Origin of the sequence: Streptomyces sp. AF1A, from assembly GCF_047340315.1 — a bacterium.
In the GTDB taxonomy this organism is placed as follows: domain Bacteria; phylum Actinomycetota; class Actinomycetes; order Streptomycetales; family Streptomycetaceae; genus Streptomyces.
On record NZ_JBLEBI010000021.1, the window covers coordinates 1 to 14387 of the forward strand.

16 protein-coding genes and 1 tRNA gene are annotated in these 14387 nt (G+C 72.4%); 7 read left to right on the forward strand and 10 right to left on the reverse strand.

What is annotated here, in order from left to right; translation table 11 throughout:
• The 3 genes from ACLU3S_RS09785 to ACLU3S_RS09795 form a co-directional block, all read left to right on the forward strand.
• On the forward strand, nt 1–596 hold a 596-nt coding region (locus ACLU3S_RS09785; RefSeq protein ID WP_413951350.1), incomplete at its 5' end, for an SPFH domain-containing protein.
• Nucleotides 597–721: 125 nt separating this feature from the next.
• Nucleotides 722–1327, forward strand: a complete 606-nt coding sequence (locus ACLU3S_RS09790) for a lytic polysaccharide monooxygenase (protein ID WP_413951351.1) — start codon at nt 722–724, stop codon at nt 1325–1327.
• A gap of 89 nt (nt 1328–1416) precedes the next feature.
• Nucleotides 1417–1878 carry a DUF3592 domain-containing protein gene (locus ACLU3S_RS09795; RefSeq protein WP_413951352.1) on the forward strand — a complete coding sequence of 154 codons (462 nt, stop codon included), beginning with the start codon at nt 1417–1419 and terminating at the stop codon, nt 1876–1878.
• 94 nt (nt 1879–1972) lie between these two features.
• Here ACLU3S_RS09795 and ACLU3S_RS09800 read toward each other — a convergent pair.
• The 6 genes from ACLU3S_RS09800 to ehuB all read right to left on the reverse strand — a co-directional run bounded on the left by ACLU3S_RS09800 (nt 1973) and on the right by ehuB (nt 6142).
• A tRNA-Lys gene (locus ACLU3S_RS09800) sits at nt 1973–2046 on the reverse strand.
• 76 nt (nt 2047–2122) lie between these two features.
• The gene (locus ACLU3S_RS09805) at nt 2123–2881 is read right to left on the reverse strand and encodes an IclR family transcriptional regulator (protein ID WP_413951353.1); all 759 of its coding nucleotides are present in this window, start codon (nt 2879–2881) and stop codon (nt 2123–2125) included.
• 208 nt (nt 2882–3089) lie between these two features.
• On the reverse strand, nt 3090–3872 hold the full coding sequence (gene ehuA, locus ACLU3S_RS09810; RefSeq protein ID WP_413951354.1) for an ectoine/hydroxyectoine ABC transporter ATP-binding protein EhuA: 783 nt from the start codon (nt 3870–3872) through the stop codon (nt 3090–3092).
• Nucleotides 3862–4512 carry an ectoine/hydroxyectoine ABC transporter permease subunit EhuD gene (gene ehuD / locus ACLU3S_RS09815; RefSeq protein WP_413951355.1) on the reverse strand — a complete coding sequence of 217 codons (651 nt, stop codon included), beginning with the start codon at nt 4510–4512 and terminating at the stop codon, nt 3862–3864. Before ehuD ends, ehuA begins: the two co-directional genes overlap by 11 nt.
• Complete coding sequence (ehuC, locus tag ACLU3S_RS09820) at nt 4509–5228, reverse strand: ectoine/hydroxyectoine ABC transporter permease subunit EhuC (RefSeq protein ID WP_413951356.1); 720 nt, start codon at nt 5226–5228, stop codon at nt 4509–4511. Before ehuC ends, ehuD begins: the two co-directional genes overlap by 4 nt.
• Entirely contained in the window at nt 5225–6142 is a 918-nt protein-coding gene (gene ehuB, locus ACLU3S_RS09825; protein WP_413951357.1) for an ectoine/hydroxyectoine ABC transporter substrate-binding protein EhuB, read from the reverse strand. The genes ehuC and ehuB overlap by 4 nt, the downstream gene beginning before the upstream one ends.
• Before the next feature lie 47 nt (nt 6143–6189).
• On the opposite strand from ehuB, the gene ACLU3S_RS09830 reads away from it, so the two are divergent.
• Nucleotides 6190–6684: a DUF3830 family protein gene (locus tag ACLU3S_RS09830; RefSeq protein WP_413951358.1), complete on the forward strand. Its 495-nt coding sequence runs from the start codon at nt 6190–6192 to the stop codon at nt 6682–6684.
• On the opposite strand, the gene ACLU3S_RS09835 is transcribed toward ACLU3S_RS09830, so the two are convergent.
• Genes ACLU3S_RS09835 through ACLU3S_RS09845 form a run of 3 tightly spaced genes read right to left on the reverse strand, consistent with a single transcriptional unit; the run spans nt 6665 to nt 9589 of the window.
• A complete protein-coding gene (locus ACLU3S_RS09835; protein WP_413951359.1) occupies nt 6665–7177 on the reverse strand; it encodes a GNAT family N-acetyltransferase in 513 nt (170 codons plus the stop codon). The two genes, ACLU3S_RS09830 and ACLU3S_RS09835, sit on opposite strands and share 20 nt — an antisense overlap.
• Nucleotides 7178–7218: 41 nt before the next feature.
• Nucleotides 7219–8622, reverse strand: a complete 1404-nt coding sequence (locus ACLU3S_RS09840) for an amidase (protein WP_413951360.1) — start codon at nt 8620–8622, stop codon at nt 7219–7221.
• A gap of 16 nt (nt 8623–8638) precedes the next feature.
• Nucleotides 8639–9589: a D-2-hydroxyacid dehydrogenase gene (locus ACLU3S_RS09845; protein ID WP_413951361.1), complete on the reverse strand. Its 951-nt coding sequence runs from the start codon at nt 9587–9589 to the stop codon at nt 8639–8641.
• Nucleotides 9590–9716: 127 nt separating this feature from the next.
• On the opposite strand from ACLU3S_RS09845, the gene ACLU3S_RS09850 reads away from it, so the two are divergent.
• The 3 genes from ACLU3S_RS09850 (at nt 9717) to ACLU3S_RS09860 (ending at nt 12402) form a co-directional block, all read left to right on the forward strand.
• Nucleotides 9717–10502: a decarboxylase gene (locus tag ACLU3S_RS09850; protein ID WP_413951412.1), complete on the forward strand. Its 786-nt coding sequence runs from the start codon at nt 9717–9719 to the stop codon at nt 10500–10502.
• Nucleotides 10499–11230: a decarboxylase gene (locus ACLU3S_RS09855; RefSeq protein WP_413951362.1), complete on the forward strand. Its 732-nt coding sequence runs from the start codon at nt 10499–10501 to the stop codon at nt 11228–11230. The genes ACLU3S_RS09850 and ACLU3S_RS09855 overlap by 4 nt, the downstream gene beginning before the upstream one ends.
• Nucleotides 11231–11304: 74 nt before the next feature.
• Nucleotides 11305–12402, forward strand: coding sequence for an LLM class flavin-dependent oxidoreductase (locus ACLU3S_RS09860; RefSeq protein WP_413951363.1), 1098 nt, complete (start codon nt 11305–11307; stop codon nt 12400–12402).
• A gap of 3 nt (nt 12403–12405) precedes the next feature.
• Here ACLU3S_RS09860 and ACLU3S_RS09865 read toward each other — a convergent pair whose 3' ends face one another.
• Complete coding sequence (locus ACLU3S_RS09865; protein ID WP_413951364.1) at nt 12406–14211, reverse strand: putative bifunctional diguanylate cyclase/phosphodiesterase; 1806 nt, start codon at nt 14209–14211, stop codon at nt 12406–12408.
• Nucleotides 14212–14387: the final 176 nt, after the last annotated feature.

Here is a 14387-nt window from a genome sequence, read left to right on the forward strand (position 1 = left end):
GCTACCGGGGCACGGTCCGGCGCACCGGGCTGCTGTGGGTGAACCCGCTGGGGCGGCGGCGCCGGGTGGATGTGCGGCTGCGGCACTGGCGCAGCGGGGCGATGCCCGCGGCGGACCCCAACGGGCTGGCGCTGCGGGTGGTGGTGCTGGTGGTCTGGCGGGTGCGGGACACCGCGCGGGCGGTGCTCGGCCTGGAGGACCACGAGACCTATCTGCGCGAGTGCGTGGAGGCGGCGCTGGCCCGGGTGCCCGTGGAGCCGGTGGGCGGGACGGGCGGCGGACCGGCGGTGGCCGCGGACGCGCTGACCCGGCTGGTGGCCGTGGACGCCGCGCCGGTCGGCCTGGAGGTGTTCTCGGTGCAGCCGCTGCGGGTCGAGTACGCCCCCGAGGTCGCGCCCGCGATGCAGCGGCGCCGGATCGCCGCACTGGACGCCCGGCAGCGGGCCAGCCTGCTCAGCTCGGTAGTGGACTCGGTGGAGGACACGGTGACCCGGCTGACTGTGCGCGGCCTGGTCGAACTCGACGACTACGAGCGCAAGGTGCTGGTGCGGGACCTGACCGTGGCGTTCTGCTCGGGGCGCGGGGAGCCGGTGTAGCCGGGCCGGGCCGGCCTCCGTTATTGGTATGGACATGCCCAGGATGCGGCCATAATCTGAGACTTGGTCTGGACCTATCTTCTGCACGGCTCACTGAACTCCCCACGTTCTCCAGGAGCGGCAGCATGTGCACCAAGACCAAGTTGTCCGCAGTCGTGCTGGGCGTCGTGACCGCCGGAGCCTTCGTGCTCTCCACCGGCGGCGCCAGCGGGCACGGCTACACCGACCTCCCCATCAGCAGGCAGAAGCTCTGTGCCAACGGCACGGTGACGGGCTGCGGCGAGATCCAGTACGAGCCGCAGAGTGTCGAGGGCCCCAAGGGCTTCCCGGCGGCCGGGCCCGCCGACGGCCAGATCTGCAACGGCGGCCTGAGCCGGTTCGCCCAGCTCAGCTCGCCGACCACCCCGTCCGGCGCGGCGTGGCCCACGACCCGGGTGACGGGCGGCCAGACGTACACCTTCCGCTGGCAGTTCACCGCCATGCACGCCACGACGGACTTCAGGTACTACGTCACCAGGCAGGGCTGGAACCAGAACCATCCGCTGTCCCGCTCGGACCTCGACCTCACCCCGTTCCTGACGGTGCCCTACGACGGCCGGCGCCCGCCGCAGACGCTCACCCACAGCGGCACCCTGCCGGCCGGCCTGAGCGGTCACCACGTCATCCTCGCGGTGTGGACGATCGCGGACACGGGCAACGCGTTCTACGCCTGCTCGGACGTCAGGTTCTGAGCCGGGCTTGAGCGAATCCGGTCCCCGGTGGGGGTAGGTTCCCGCCACGCCGATCCGCAGCGGCGGCGTACCGACCACCGGGGGACCCCATGGAAGCGCTCTTCTACATCGTGCCCACGATCATGCTCGTGCTCGTGCTGTTCGCCGCCTTCGGGGTGCTGCGGCGTTCCCGGGAGATCAGCAGGGCCTGGCAGAGCGGGCTCACGGCCGAGGCGCGCTGTCTGAACGCCTACACCACGACCAGCGGCGGCGGGGACGCCATGGTGAGCACGACGCTGCACCACGTCTACGAGTTCACCACCCGCGAGGGCCGCGCCGTCCGGTTCGAGGAGCGGGGCGGATCCGCGACGGTCGTCCCGGGCGACATCGTCACCGTGCGCTACCCGGCCGACCGCCCGGAGAAGGCCACGGCCAGGCCCCCGGCGCAGGGGAAGCTCGCCGCGGGCACGGGCTGCCTGCTGGCGTTCTTCGGCGTCTTCGCCGCCGGCTGCGTCGCCTTCATGATCGGCGTCCACGCGATGTTCTCGATCGCGGACGACGTCCTGCCGTAGCCCCGCACCTGTGCCGTGCCGGGCGCACCGACGGCCCCTGACGGCGCAAGACGCCGAAGGGCCCCTCGCTCTCGCGAGGGGCCCTTCGATCATGTGCGCCGCCAGGGACTCGAACCCCGGACCCGCTGATTAAGAGTCAGCTGCTCTAACCAACTGAGCTAGCGGCGCATGACTCCCGCCATCCGCTACCCGCGGCCGGCGACGAAGAAAATACTACCTGGTCCCCAGGGGTGCTCGTGACCACCTACAGGGTGAGCGAGAGCAGGACCGGCGCCGCCCCGCGGTTGAGGGTCTCCGCGGCCTGCTTCAGCCGGTGCGCGTGCTCCACCGGGAGCGAGAGCGCCAGGCAGCCCACCGACGAGCCGGCGGTGATCGGGACGGCCGCGCACACCGTGCCCACCGCGTACTCCTGCAGGTCGAGCACCGGCACCGTCGGCGGCTGCGACTCCAGGCGGGAGAGCAGCAGCTTGTCGCTGGTGATGGTGCGCGAGGTGAGGCGGGCCATCTTGTGCCGGGAGAGGTGGTCGCGGCGGGCGTTGTGGTCCAGCTGGGTCAGCAGGCTCTTGCCGACCGCGGTCGCGTGGGCGGAGTAGCGGAAGTCGACCCACTCGTTGACCGCCGGGGTGGTCGGCCCGGCGGCGTACTGGGTGACCTTCACCTCGCCGTCGACGTACCGGCTGATGTACACGGCGGCACCGACCGAGTCGCGCAGCCGGTCCAGGGTGTGCTGGAGCTTCTCGCGCAGGGCGCGCTCGCGGTCGTGGGCCGAGGTGAGGCGGCGCAGGGTGTCGCCGGTGACGTACGCCCCGTCGGTGATCTGCTCGACGTAGCCCTCCCGGCGCAGCATGCGCAGCAGGGCGGTGAGCCGCTCGGGGCCGAGGCCGGTGTGCCGGGCCAGTTCGGTGTCGGTGACGCCGAGGGAGTGGCGCGCCACGGTCTCCAGCACGCGCAGCGCGTCCTGGGCGGAGTGGTACGGGGCGGTCGGCTCGTGCATCAGCGCCACGGTGGGTCCCCCTGCGCTCGCTTACTGGGCCGTATGTCCGGTCGGTGGAGCGGTTCCACGATAACGGGCAAAGGCCGGTTGGGGAGAGGGCGTTGACAAGATTGCGGTCCACGCCCTCTGGCTCCCAACTGCGGCGAGAACCGCTGGCATATGCCAAAGTCATGACCCAGCCGCCGGACCTTGACCGTTCCCGTGTCGCGCTGCGCGGTCACAGGACCGCGCTGAGGAATTCCCGCGTGCGTTCCTGCTCCGGTTCGCCGAAGATCTGCTCCGGTGGGCCGGCCTCGATGACCCGGCCCGAGTCGAACATCAGGACCTGGTCGGAGATGTCCCGGGCGAACCCCATCTCGTGGGTCACGCACAGCATCGTGATGTCGGTGGTGCGCGCGATCTCCCGCAGGAGGTCGAGCACGCCCGCGACCAGCTCCGGGTCGAGCGCGGAGGTCACCTCGTCCAGCAGCAGCACCCGCGGGCGCATCGCCAGGGCCCGCGCGATCGCCACCCGCTGCTGCTGGCCGCCGGACAGCTGCGTCGGGCGCGCGTCGCACTTGTCGGCGAGGCCCACCATGTCCAGCAGCTCCCGGGCGCGCGCCTCGGCCTCGTCCTTGGACAGGCCGAGCACCTGCACCGGCGCCTCGGTGATGTTGCGCAGCACCGACATGTTCGGGAACAGGTTGAACTGCTGGAACACCATCCCGATCTTCTTGCGGACCTCCCGGATCTGCGTCTCCGGCGCGGGGAACAGTGCTTCCCCGTCGACGGTGATCCTGCCCTCGTCCGGCCGGGCGAGGGTCATCAGCAGTCTGAGGATCGTGGTCTTGCCGGAGCCGGAGGGGCCGATGAGCGTCACGTGCTTGCCGGGCCGGACGGCGAAGTCCAGGTGGTCGAGCACGGTGTTCGTGCCGAACCGCTTGGTGACCCCCTCCAGGCGGATCAGGTCGGCCGGCTGGGCCTCGGTGGCGGAGGGCTCGGTACGGGTCTCAACGGACAAGGCGTCGCTCCAGGGCTCGCAGGAGAAGGGAGGCCAGGTAGGAGATGACGATGAAGGCCACCCCGATCACGGTCAGGGGCTCGGTGAACTGGAAGTGCTGCTGGGAGAAGAGCCGGGCCCGGCCGAGCATCTCCAGCACGGTGATCACCATCAGCATCGGCGTGTCCTTGAGCATGGAGATCACGTAGTTGCCGAGGGCGGGCACCACCCGGCGGATCGCCTGCGGCAGGATCACCGCCGTCCAGGTACGCCGCCGGGGCAGGTTCAGCGCGGTCGCCGCCTCCCACTGGCCGGCGGGCACCGCCTCGATGCCGGCCCGGTAGACCTGCATCGTGTAGGTCGAGTAGTGCAGGCCGATCGCGAAGACGCCGGTGGCCAGCGCCGAGAAGGTCAGGCCCCACTCGGGCAGCACGTAGAAGAGGAAGAACAGCTGCACCAGCAGCGGGGTGTTGCGCACGAACTCCGTGACCACCCCGAGCGGCCAGCGCACCCAGCGGCTCGGCGCGCGCATCAGCAGCGTCCAGACCAGCCCGAGCGTGAAGGACAGCAGCGACCCCAGGGCCAGGGCCTGCAGGGTGACCAGCAGCCCGTGCCAGAAGTCCGGCATGAAGTCACCGACGGCGTTCCAGTCCCACTTCATGCGATGCCACCCCCCACTTCGGCGCTCTGCGCCGGCTTCGTCTCGGGCGCCGCCCGCCGCGGGCCGGCGTCCCTGCCGACCTGCGCCTTGAGCCGCTTCTCCAGGCCCCTCATCAGCCGGGTGAGCACGAAGGCGATGACGAAGTAGATCAGCAGCACGTACGTGTAGATCTCCGCGCTCTGCTGCAGCGCGAGCCGCACCAGATTGGCGCTGAACGTCAGATCGCCCATGCCCATGACCGACACCAGCGCGGTGCCCTTGAGCAGCTCGACCAGCAGGTTGGAGAAGGAGGGGATCATCTCCGGCACCGCCTGCGGCAGCAGGATCAGCCGCATCCGCTGCGCCGGGGTGAAGCCGAGCGCGATCCCGCCCTCGCGCTGCGCCGGGTCGACCGCGTTCAGCGCCCCGCGCACGATCTCCGAGCCGTACGCGCCGTACGTCAGGCCGAGCGCCAGCGTGCCCGCCCACATCGGCACCAGCTGCCAGCCGAAGGCGACCGGCAGCACGAAGAACACCCAGAAGATCATCACCAGCGCCGAGGTGCCGCGGAACACCTCGGTGTAGAAGCCGGCCACGAAGCGCACGATCCACAGCCGGTGGGTGCGCGCCATGCCGACGGCGAAGGACACCGCGGTGGCCAGCAGCGCGCTGAACACCAGCAGCTGGACGGTGGTCCAGACGCCCTTCAGTACCAGTTCCCACAGTCCCGAGGTCATCCGCCGCACAGCTCCTTCGCGGTGAGGTCGGTCATCTCGGCCTCGCCGAAGCCGAACGGCCGCAGAATCCGGAAGAGTTCGCCGCTCCTCTTCAGCTTGCGCAGCTCGGCGTTGAAGGCGTCCCGCAGCTTCGTCTCGGTCGGCCGGAACGCGAACGCGCCGCCGTCGACGTGCGGTTTGCCCTTGACCAGCGGTGCGAACGGCTTGGTGGCCTCCGCCTTGGCCGACTTCTTCACCACCTCGCGGGTGGTGAGCGCCGTACCCGCGAACACGTCGACGCGCCCGGCCTCGACGGCGTTCAGCCCGGCGACCTGGTCCGGGACGATCAGGATGTCGCCCTCCTTGTACCCGGCCTCCACGGCGTACTGGATCTCGGCGTAACCGGTGCCGGTGGCGAACCTGGCCTTCTTCTCGACGACGTCCCGGTAGGAGTGCAGCCCCTTCGGGTTCCCCTTGCGGACGATGAACGAATCCAGCATCTGGTAGTCCGGATCGGCGAAGATCACCTGCTGGCAGCGCTCCGGATTGACGTACATCCCGGCCGCGACGACGTCGAACTGCTGCGAGTTCAGGCCGGGGATGAGCGAGCCGAACTCCGTCGGCACCGGCTGCACCCGGTCCACCCCGAGCCGCTTGAAGATCACCTTCGCCAGCTCGGGCGCCTCCCCGGTGAGGTGGCCGTCCTTGTCGATGTACCCGAAGGGGATCTCACCGGCGATCCCGAGCCGCACGACACCCTGCGCGCGCAGCCGGTCGAGCAGGTCGCCGCCGGGCACGCCCGACGCCGCCGCCACCCGTGTGCAGCCCGCCGCCCCCAGCGCGCCGAAAGCCGCGAGGCCGGCGAGCACCGAGCGGCGGCTGCGTCTGCGGTCCGGCCGGAATGTGTGTACGTCGTTCCCAAGTGGTGGAGCCATGGCGGCGCGGCTACCCAACCGCATCCGGGGTATGCACCCTGGATTTCATGGCCGATCGATTCGTCACCGTCTCGCTCGAGAAGCGGGGCGTGCACTGCACGGCACGACTGCTGGCCGACCGCGCGCCGTTGACCTGCGCGGCGGTATGGGACGCGCTCCCGCTCGCGGGTGACGTCTATCACGCGAAATACGCGCGCAACGAGATCTACGCCCTCTTCCCGCCGTTCGCCTCCACGGAACCCCCACGGGAGAACCCGACGGTCACTCCGATCCCCGGCGACCTCTGTTACTTCTCCTTCGCCGGCACCGAGTTGGGCACGGGGGCCTACGGCTACGACCGCGAGGTCCGCCCCGGCGCCGCCGTCGTCGACCTGGCCCTCTTCTACGAGCGCAACAACCTGCTGCTCAACGGCGACGTGGGATGGGTGCCCGGGATCGTGTGGGGGCAGGTGGTGGAGGGGCTGGACGAGATGGCCGGGGCCTGCCAGGACCTGTGGCGGACGGGCGCGGCGGGGGAGACGCTCAGCTTCCGGCGGGCGTGATGGCCCCGGGCGGGCCGAGGGCGCGCCGGTACGTCAGCGCGGGGCGTCCGGACAGGTGCGTCTCGCCGGTCACGGTGAACCCGGTGCGGGCCAGCACGGCGCGCGAGGCCGCGTTGTCGAGGGCGGCGGCGGCCCGCAGGAAGGTCAGCCCGTACCGTTCGGCGGCCAGGGTGCACACCTCCCGCACGGCCCAGGTGGCCAGCCCCCGGCCCGCGGCCCGCTGCGCGACCCGGTACCCGAGGTCGGCGCCGCCGTCCGCGAGGTCCATCAGGTTGATCCGCCCCAGCACCTCGCCCGAGGCGCCGACCACCACATGGAAGCGGCAGATCCCGGCCTCCTGCTCGTCGAGCAGGGCCTGGTGCCGCTCGGCGAACCGGGCGAAGTACTCGTCGCCCCGGTCGGAGATGGACGCGGCGAAGTAGGCCCGGTTCTCCCGCTCGAAGGCGAGGACCGCCGGGGCGTGGTCGGGACGGAGCAGCTGCAGCTCGGGCACGGGAGGGACGGTACGCAACCGGCCGCCCGCCCACCACGCATTTACGACGGCAGGCGGACCGGCGGCACCGCCGCCACCTGGGCCTCGTACAGCGCGTGCGCCGCCCGCAGCACGAGGTCGTCCCGGTGCCGGGCGGCGACGATCTGCAGCCCGGCCGGCAGCCCCTCCCCGTCCGTGCCCACCGGGACGGTCGCGGCCGGCTGCTGGGTCAGGTTGAACGGGTAGGTGAACGGCGTCCACCCGGTCCAGCGACGGAACGGGGAGTGCTTCGGCACCTCCAGCCCCGCCTCGAACGCCGTCAGCGGCAGGGTCGGGGTGACCAGCAGGTCGTACCGCTCGTGGAAGCGGCCCATGCGCCGGCCGAGGTCCATGCGGACGTCCACCGCGGCCAGGTAGTCCAGCGCGCGGTAGCGGGCGCCCTGGGCGCAGATCTCGCGCAGCCCGGGGTCCAGCAGCTGCCGCCGGCCCGGGGAGAACCGCTCGGTGAGCCGGGCGGCGCCGCTGAACCACAACACGTGGAACGCCTCGACCGGCTCGCAGAAGTCGGGGTCGGTCTCCTCCACGTACGCGCCGAGGTCCGCGAGCGCGGCGACCGCCCGCCGCACGGCCGCCGCCACGGCCGGCTGGACCGCCACCTGCCCGCCCAGCGACGGCGAGTACGCCACCCGCAGCCCCCGCACACCCCCCGCGAGCGCCTCCGTGAAGGAACCCGGCGCGGGGGGCAGCGCCGACCAGTCGCGCGGGTCGGGCGCGGCGATGACGTCCATCAGCAGGGCCGCGTCGGCCGCGTCCCGGGTCATCGGGCCGACGTGTGAGAGGGTGCCGAAGGCGCTCGCCGGATACAGCGGCACCCTGCCGTACGTCGGCTTCAGCCCGAAGATCCCGCAGAACGCGGCCGGGATGCGGATGCTGCCGCCGCCGTCGGTGCCCAGCGACAGCGGGCCCGCACCCAGCGCCACGGCCGCGGCGCTGCCGCCGCTGGAGCCGCCGGCGGTGCGCGAGAGGTCGTGCGGGTTGCGGGTGACGCCGGTCAGCGGGGAGTCGGTGACGCCCTTCCAGCCGAACTCGGGAGTCGTCGTCTTGCCGAGGAACACCGCGCCGTGCTCCCGCAGCCGGGCCACCGACGGCGCGTCCTCGTCCCAGCGGCCCTGCTCGGAGACGGTCTTCGAGCCGCGCAGGGTGGGATGGCCGCGCAGCAGCAGGAGGTCCTTGACGGTCACCGGCACCCCGTCGACCAGCCCGGCCGGTTCACCGCGCCGCCAGCGCTGCGCCGACTCCCGCGCCCGCGCGAGCGCGTCCGCCTCGGTGAGCCGCACGAACGCGTTCACCTCCGGTTGACCGCGCCGCGCCCGCTCCAGGGCCTCCTCGGTCACCTCGACGGGGCTGAACTCGCCCTTGCGGTAACCGGCCAGGAGCCGGACGGCGGTCAGGTCGGTGAGCTGCATGCACCCTCCCAGGAGGTCAGTGACCGGGCACGTAGCCGCGCTTCTTGTCGACCACGTTCACCAGTGGTCTGCCCGCCGCCCAGCGCTCGTACAACTCCACGAACTGCGTCCCGAGTTCGTCCCGCCAGCCGGCCGTGTCCCCGCTCATGTGCGGGGAGACGATCAGTCCCGGCAGGTCCCACAGCGGGCTGTCCCGGGGAAGGGGCTCGGCGGCGAACACGTCCAGCGCGGCGCCCGCTATCCAGCGCCTGGTCAGGGCCCGGGCGAGGGCGTCCTCGTCGACGAGCTGCCCGCGCCCGACGTTGACGAAGAACGCCGAGGGCTGCATCACGCCGAACCGGTGCGCGTCGAACATGCGGTACGTCTGCTCGGTCAGCGGCGCCGCCGCGATCACCCAGTCCGCGCGGGAGATCAGCCGGTCCAGGTCGGCCGGGCCGTGGATGCCGGTCCGCGGCACCCGCCCGACCAGCGCCGTCGTCACGCCCAGGGCCTTCAGGGTGCGGGCGATCGCCCGGCCGATGGGGCCCGTGCCGACCACGCACGCGCGCGTGCCCGCCACCCGCCGGCTCTCCCGGTGCCGCCAGGTCCGCTCCCGCTGGTACTCCAGCGTGCGCGGCAGATCCTTGGCGGCGGCCAGCACCAGGGCGGCCACGTACTCGGCGATCGGCTGGTCGAAGACGCCGCGCGCGTTGGTGACCACCGTGTCGGACGCGGCCAGCTCCGGGCACATCAGATGGTCCACGCCCGCGCTCACCGTGTGCACCCAGCGCGGGCGCGGCCCCTCGCCCGGCCACGCCTCGCGCACCGCGTGCGAGGTGAAGTCCCACACCAGCAGCACGTCCGCGCCGGGCAGATGCTCGGCCAGGTGTGCCGCGTCCGTGTGCACGATCCGGGCGCGCCCGGTGAGCCGGCCCAGCCGGGGCGGCGGCTCGGCGTCCAGGACGAGGAGCGTGGGCAGGGTCGTCATACGGGGCGGCTCCCGGCGTCTGACATGCGCGGATTGACCACGCTCGCACCCCAACCTACCGTCGTCAACACGGGCGCACTCGCGGTCCGTTGTCCACTCGTCTCCCAGCGTGAGGCCGGTGCCAGCCATGGACGTCTCCTTTCTCGGCGGCCCCCGCCCCCAGCGCGGGATCGGCGTGGTGGCCCCCTTCGACTTCGCCCTCGACCGCGAGCTGTGGCGCTGGGTGCCCGACGAGGTTTCGCTGCACCTGACGCGGACCCCGTTCGTGCCGGTCGAGGTCGGCCTGGACCTGGCCCGGCTGGTCAGCGAGCACCGGACGCTCGGTGCTGCGGTGCGCGCGCTGACCGCCGTCGTCCCCGAGGTCGTCGCCTACGCCTGCGCCTCCGGCAGCTTCGTCGGCGGCATCGCCGGGGAGCGGGCGATGTGCGCGGCGATGAGCCGGGCCGGCGCCCTGCCCGCGGTGACCACGTCCGGCGCGCTGCTGGAGGCCCTGACCGAGCTGCGGGTCCGCCGGGTCGCCCTGGTCACGCCGTACACGGTGTCCGTCACCCGGGCGCTGGAGGAGTACGTCGCCGAGGGCGGCGTACGGGTCACCGGCTGCGCCTTCATGGGGCTGACCCGGCACATCTGGCAGGTGCCCTACCGGGACGTGGTCGCCATGGCCCGCCGGGCCACCCGGCCCGGCGCGGCCGACGCGCTCTTCATCTCCTGCACCAACCTTCCGACCTACGACGCGATCCCGCAGCTGGAGGCGGAGCTGCGCATGCCCGTGCTCTCGGCCAACCAGGTCACGATGTGGGCGGCGCTGCGCCGGCTGGGTACCCGGGCCGTGGGGCCCTACCAGGCGCTGCTCGACCCGGCCGCGCGCGAACGGCCCGTACTTCCCGAAGAGACGCAGGAAGGCTGGACATGACCGCACTCGGATTCCTCTACCCGGGCCACTCCGCCGAGGACGACTATCCACGCATCGAGCAGCTCCTGGGCAGCGACATCCGGGTGGACCTGGTCCACACCGACATCGGCGTGGACGCGCACCGGGTGGACGCGCTGCGTGAGATGGGCTCGCCCGAGCGGCTCGCCGAGGGCATGGAGCGGCTGCGGCTGGCCGGCGCCGAGACGGTGGTGTGGGCGTGCACCAGCGGCGGCTTCGTCCACGGCTGGGAGGGCGCCAAGGAGCAGGTGCGCACGCTGGCCCGGCTGGCCGGGATGCCCGCCTCCTCGACGTCGTTCGCCTTCGTGAACGCGGCCCGCGAGATCGGGGTACGGCGGGTCGCCGTCGGCGCGACCTACCCCGAGGACGTGGCCGCGCTGTTCGCCGAGTTCCTGCGGGCCGGCGGCCTGGAGGTGACCGGCATGCGCTCGTCCGGGGTCGTCACGGCCGCGGAGGTCGGCACCTGGGGGGAGGAGGACGTGCTCACCCTGGCCCGGGCGGCCGACGTCCAGGACGCGGAGGCGGTCCTGCTCCCCGACACGGCCCTGCACACGGTCGCGCATGTGCCGCTGCTGGAGAAGTCCCTGTCCAAGCCCGTGCTCACGGCGAACCAGGTGACGGTGTGGGAGGGGCTCAGGCTGGCGGACCGCCGGGTGAACGCGCCCGCGTTGGGGTCGCTGTTCACGCGGGAGCCGATCGTGCAGGCCTGAGCGCGGGAATAAGCGGAGACAGCCTCCTGTTAGGCCTGGGAAGCACCGCGACGCACACACAGGAGGCCCGCACCGTGTCGGCAGACGAGGCAGACGAGATCCGGGGCACGACGCACGGGACCGCCCCGGTCCCCCTCTCCGTACTGGACCTGGTGACCGTCGGCGCGGGCCGGACCGCCACCGACGCCCTGCGCACCAGCGTCGAGCTGTCCCGGCTGACGGAGTCCCGCGGATTCCACCGGTACTGGGTCGCCGAGCACCACTCGATGCCCGGCGTCGCCTCCTCCTCGCCCGCCGTGATCCTCGCGCACCTCGCCGCCCACACCGACCGCATCCGGCTCGGCTCGGGCGGCGTCATGCTGCCCAACCACGCCCCGCTCGTGATCGCCGAGCAGTTCGGCACGCTGGAGGCCCTGGCGCCGGGGCGCATCGACCTCGGCCTCGGCCGGGCCCCGGGCACCGACGGCGCCACGGCCGCGGCCCTGCGCCGCACCGACACGCTCAACGAGGGCGCCGACGACTTCCCGCAGCAGCTCGCGGAGCTCACCCGCTTCCTCGACGACGACTTCCCCGACGGGCACCCCTACCGCCGCATCCACGCGATCCCGGGCCCGGTGCAGGGCACCGCACCCGGCGGTGTCCAGTCGCCGCACCGCCCGCCGGTCTGGCTGCTCGGCTCCTCCGGCTTCAGCGCCCGCCTGGCCGGGCTGCTCGGCCTGCCGTTCGCCTTCGCGCACCACTTCTCCGCGCAGAACACCATCCCGGCCCTCGACCTGTACCGGCAGACCTTCCGCCCCTCCGCGGTGCTGGCCGAGCCGTACGCCCTCATCGGCGTCTCCGCCCTCGCCGCCGACGAGGAGCGGGAGGCCCGCCGGCAGACCCGGGCGATGGGCGTCAACATGCTCCGGCTGCGCACCGGCCGGCCCGGCCTCTTCCCCGACCCGGAGGAGGTCGAGCAGCAGGAACTCGGCCCGGCGGAGGAGGAGTTCATCACCTCCTGGACGGCCAACGTCGTGCACGGCACCGCCGACGAGGTCCGCTCCGGACTGGACGACCTGCACAAGCGCACCGGCGCCGACGAGTTGATGATCACCACGCACGCCCACCGCGGCGAGCTGCGCCTGCGCTCCTACGAACTGATCGCCGACGCCTACGGGTTGCCCACCGCGTAGCGCCTACTGCTTGGCCACCACGTCGGCCTGGGCGCCCAGCAGCTCGGAGATGCGATCCGGCGGCACCGGACGGGAGTACAGCCAGCCCTGCCCGGTGTCGCACCCGATCCGGCGCAGCCGGCTGGCCTGGGCGGAGGTCTCCACGCACTCGGCGGTGACCGTCAGGCCCAGGCGGTGGGCCAGCTGGATCATCGCCTCGACGATGACCTCGTCGGCGGGGTTGGGCGGCACGCCCTTGGCCGCCCCCTCGTACTGGAAGCCGCGCACGAAGGAGCCGTCCAGCTTCAGCACCGAGACCGGTAGCCGACTCAGGTAGGCGAGGTTGGAGTAGCCGGTGCCGAAGTCGTCGATGGCGATGCGCACCCCCATGTCGCTGAGGGCCTGCAGGGCCTGCAGCGGCCGGCCGGCCGAGCCCATCACCGCGGACTCGGTCAGCTCCAGCTGCAGCAGATGCGGGGCCAGTCCGGTCTCGGACAGGGTCTTCGCCACGTCGGCCACCAGGTCGGAGTCCCAGACCTGGCGCACGGCCACGTTCACGCTCACGAAGATCGGCGGTTCGCCGGGGTGGTCCAACTGCCAGCGGCGGGCCTGCCGGCAGGCGGTGGCCAGGGCCCAGCGGCCCAGCTGGACGATCGAGCCGTCCTCCTCGGCCAGTCCGATGAACCGATTCGGCGTCAGCGTGCCGAACTGAGGGTGATTCCAGCGGACCAACGCCTCCACCCCGGACAGCTTTCCGTTCTCCATGCCGACCAACGGCTGGTACTCGAGGGTGAATTCGCCGCGCTCGATGGCGGGGCGCAGGGTGGAGGACAGGGCCTGACGGGTCATGCGGTGCGCGTTGCGCTCGGGGTCGAACAGGGTCCAGCGGGCCTTGCCGTCGGCCTTCGCCCAGTACAGCGTCGTATCGGCGGCCTGCATCAGACCGGTCGCGGTCGTGCCCGGCGCATGGCGCTCCACGACGCCGATGGACGCCGTCAGCGACAGCCGCTGCCCGGCCAGATCGAAGGGCTCCTCCAGCGCCTTGAGCGCGGACTCGGCGAGGTCGGCGAGCTGCTCGGTGCCGGTGGAGTCCTCCACGAGCAGGGCGAACTCGTCGCCGCCCAGCCGGGCCACCAGGGGCGTGACGGCGCGGGCGAACCCGGCCTCGTCGGCGACCCGGGTCAGGCGTTCGGCGACGGCCGCGAGGAGCCGGTCGCCGACGCGGTGGCCGAGGGTGTCGTTCACGGCCTTGAAGCCGTCGAGGTCCAGGTAGCACAGCCCGATGCGGCCGGTGCCGCTCTCCTCGTACGACTCCGCCTCCAGCGCGGCCGTCAGCCGCTCGAAGAACAGGGTGCGGTTGGGCAGCCGGGTCACCGGGTCGTGCATCTGCAAGTGCCGCAGCCGCGCCTGGAGTTCGCGGCGGGCGCTGATGTCGGTGACCGAGAGCAGCACGCCGGGGCCGCCGCCGGCCAGCGGGGCGACGGTGACCTGCACCCACAGCGAGTGCCCGTCGGGGTGTTTCAGCCGGCGCGTGCAGCGCAGCCTCGCCTGCCGGCCGCGCAGCACCTCGAGATAGGCGTGCCAGGTGCGGGCGTCCGAGGCGAGGTCCACCAGGTCGGCGGCGACCCGCCCGGTGAGCGTGTCCGCGTCGGTGCCGAGCAGGTCGCCGAAGGCGGGATTGGCGCCGACGACGAGTCCCTCGCGGTCCACGACGGCCATGGAGAGCGGGGCGGCCGCGAAGACACGGTGGTAGATGGTGTGGTCACTGTCTGTGACGGCTGACCGGTCGAGGTCTGCCGCGGGCGTCGGCCCTTCGGACGTTCCGCTCACCGCTCGCTCCCGCAGTGCACTCGATCGCTGTCCGTGCCGGAAAGTGTGCCGATCATAGAGGCTGGCCCCGGGCCCTTCCAGCCGGTCTTCAGTGTCCCGGACGGAGCACAGTTTCTGACAGATCGTTTCTGCCCGCAGGTGGACGGGTTCTTGAGGCCCCCGACCAGTTGTGACGT

Excerpts from the sequence above, each read along its gene's own strand:
- ACLU3S_RS09790 (WP_413951351.1), top strand. The coding sequence starts at position 722 with ATGTGCACCAAGACCAAGTTGTCCGCAGTCGTGCTGGGCGTCGTGACC.
- ACLU3S_RS09830 (WP_413951358.1), top strand. The coding sequence starts at position 6,190 with ATGGCCGATCGATTCGTCACCGTCTCGCTCGAGAAGCGGGGCGTGCAC.
- ehuB (WP_413951357.1), bottom strand. The coding sequence starts at position 6,142 with ATGGCTCCACCACTTGGGAACGACGTACACACATTCCGGCCGGACCGC.
- ACLU3S_RS09845 (WP_413951361.1), bottom strand. The coding sequence starts at position 9,589 with ATGACGACCCTGCCCACGCTCCTCGTCCTGGACGCCGAGCCGCCGCCC.
- ACLU3S_RS09855 (WP_413951362.1), top strand. The coding sequence starts at position 10,499 with ATGACCGCACTCGGATTCCTCTACCCGGGCCACTCCGCCGAGGACGAC.
- ACLU3S_RS09840 (WP_413951360.1), bottom strand. The coding sequence starts at position 8,622 with ATGCAGCTCACCGACCTGACCGCCGTCCGGCTCCTGGCCGGTTACCGC.
- ehuD (WP_413951355.1), bottom strand. The coding sequence starts at position 4,512 with ATGAAGTGGGACTGGAACGCCGTCGGTGACTTCATGCCGGACTTCTGG.
- ACLU3S_RS09850 (WP_413951412.1), top strand. The coding sequence starts at position 9,717 with ATGGACGTCTCCTTTCTCGGCGGCCCCCGCCCCCAGCGCGGGATCGGC.
- ACLU3S_RS09795 (WP_413951352.1), top strand. The coding sequence starts at position 1,417 with ATGGAAGCGCTCTTCTACATCGTGCCCACGATCATGCTCGTGCTCGTG.
- ehuC (WP_413951356.1), bottom strand. The coding sequence starts at position 5,228 with ATGACCTCGGGACTGTGGGAACTGGTACTGAAGGGCGTCTGGACCACC.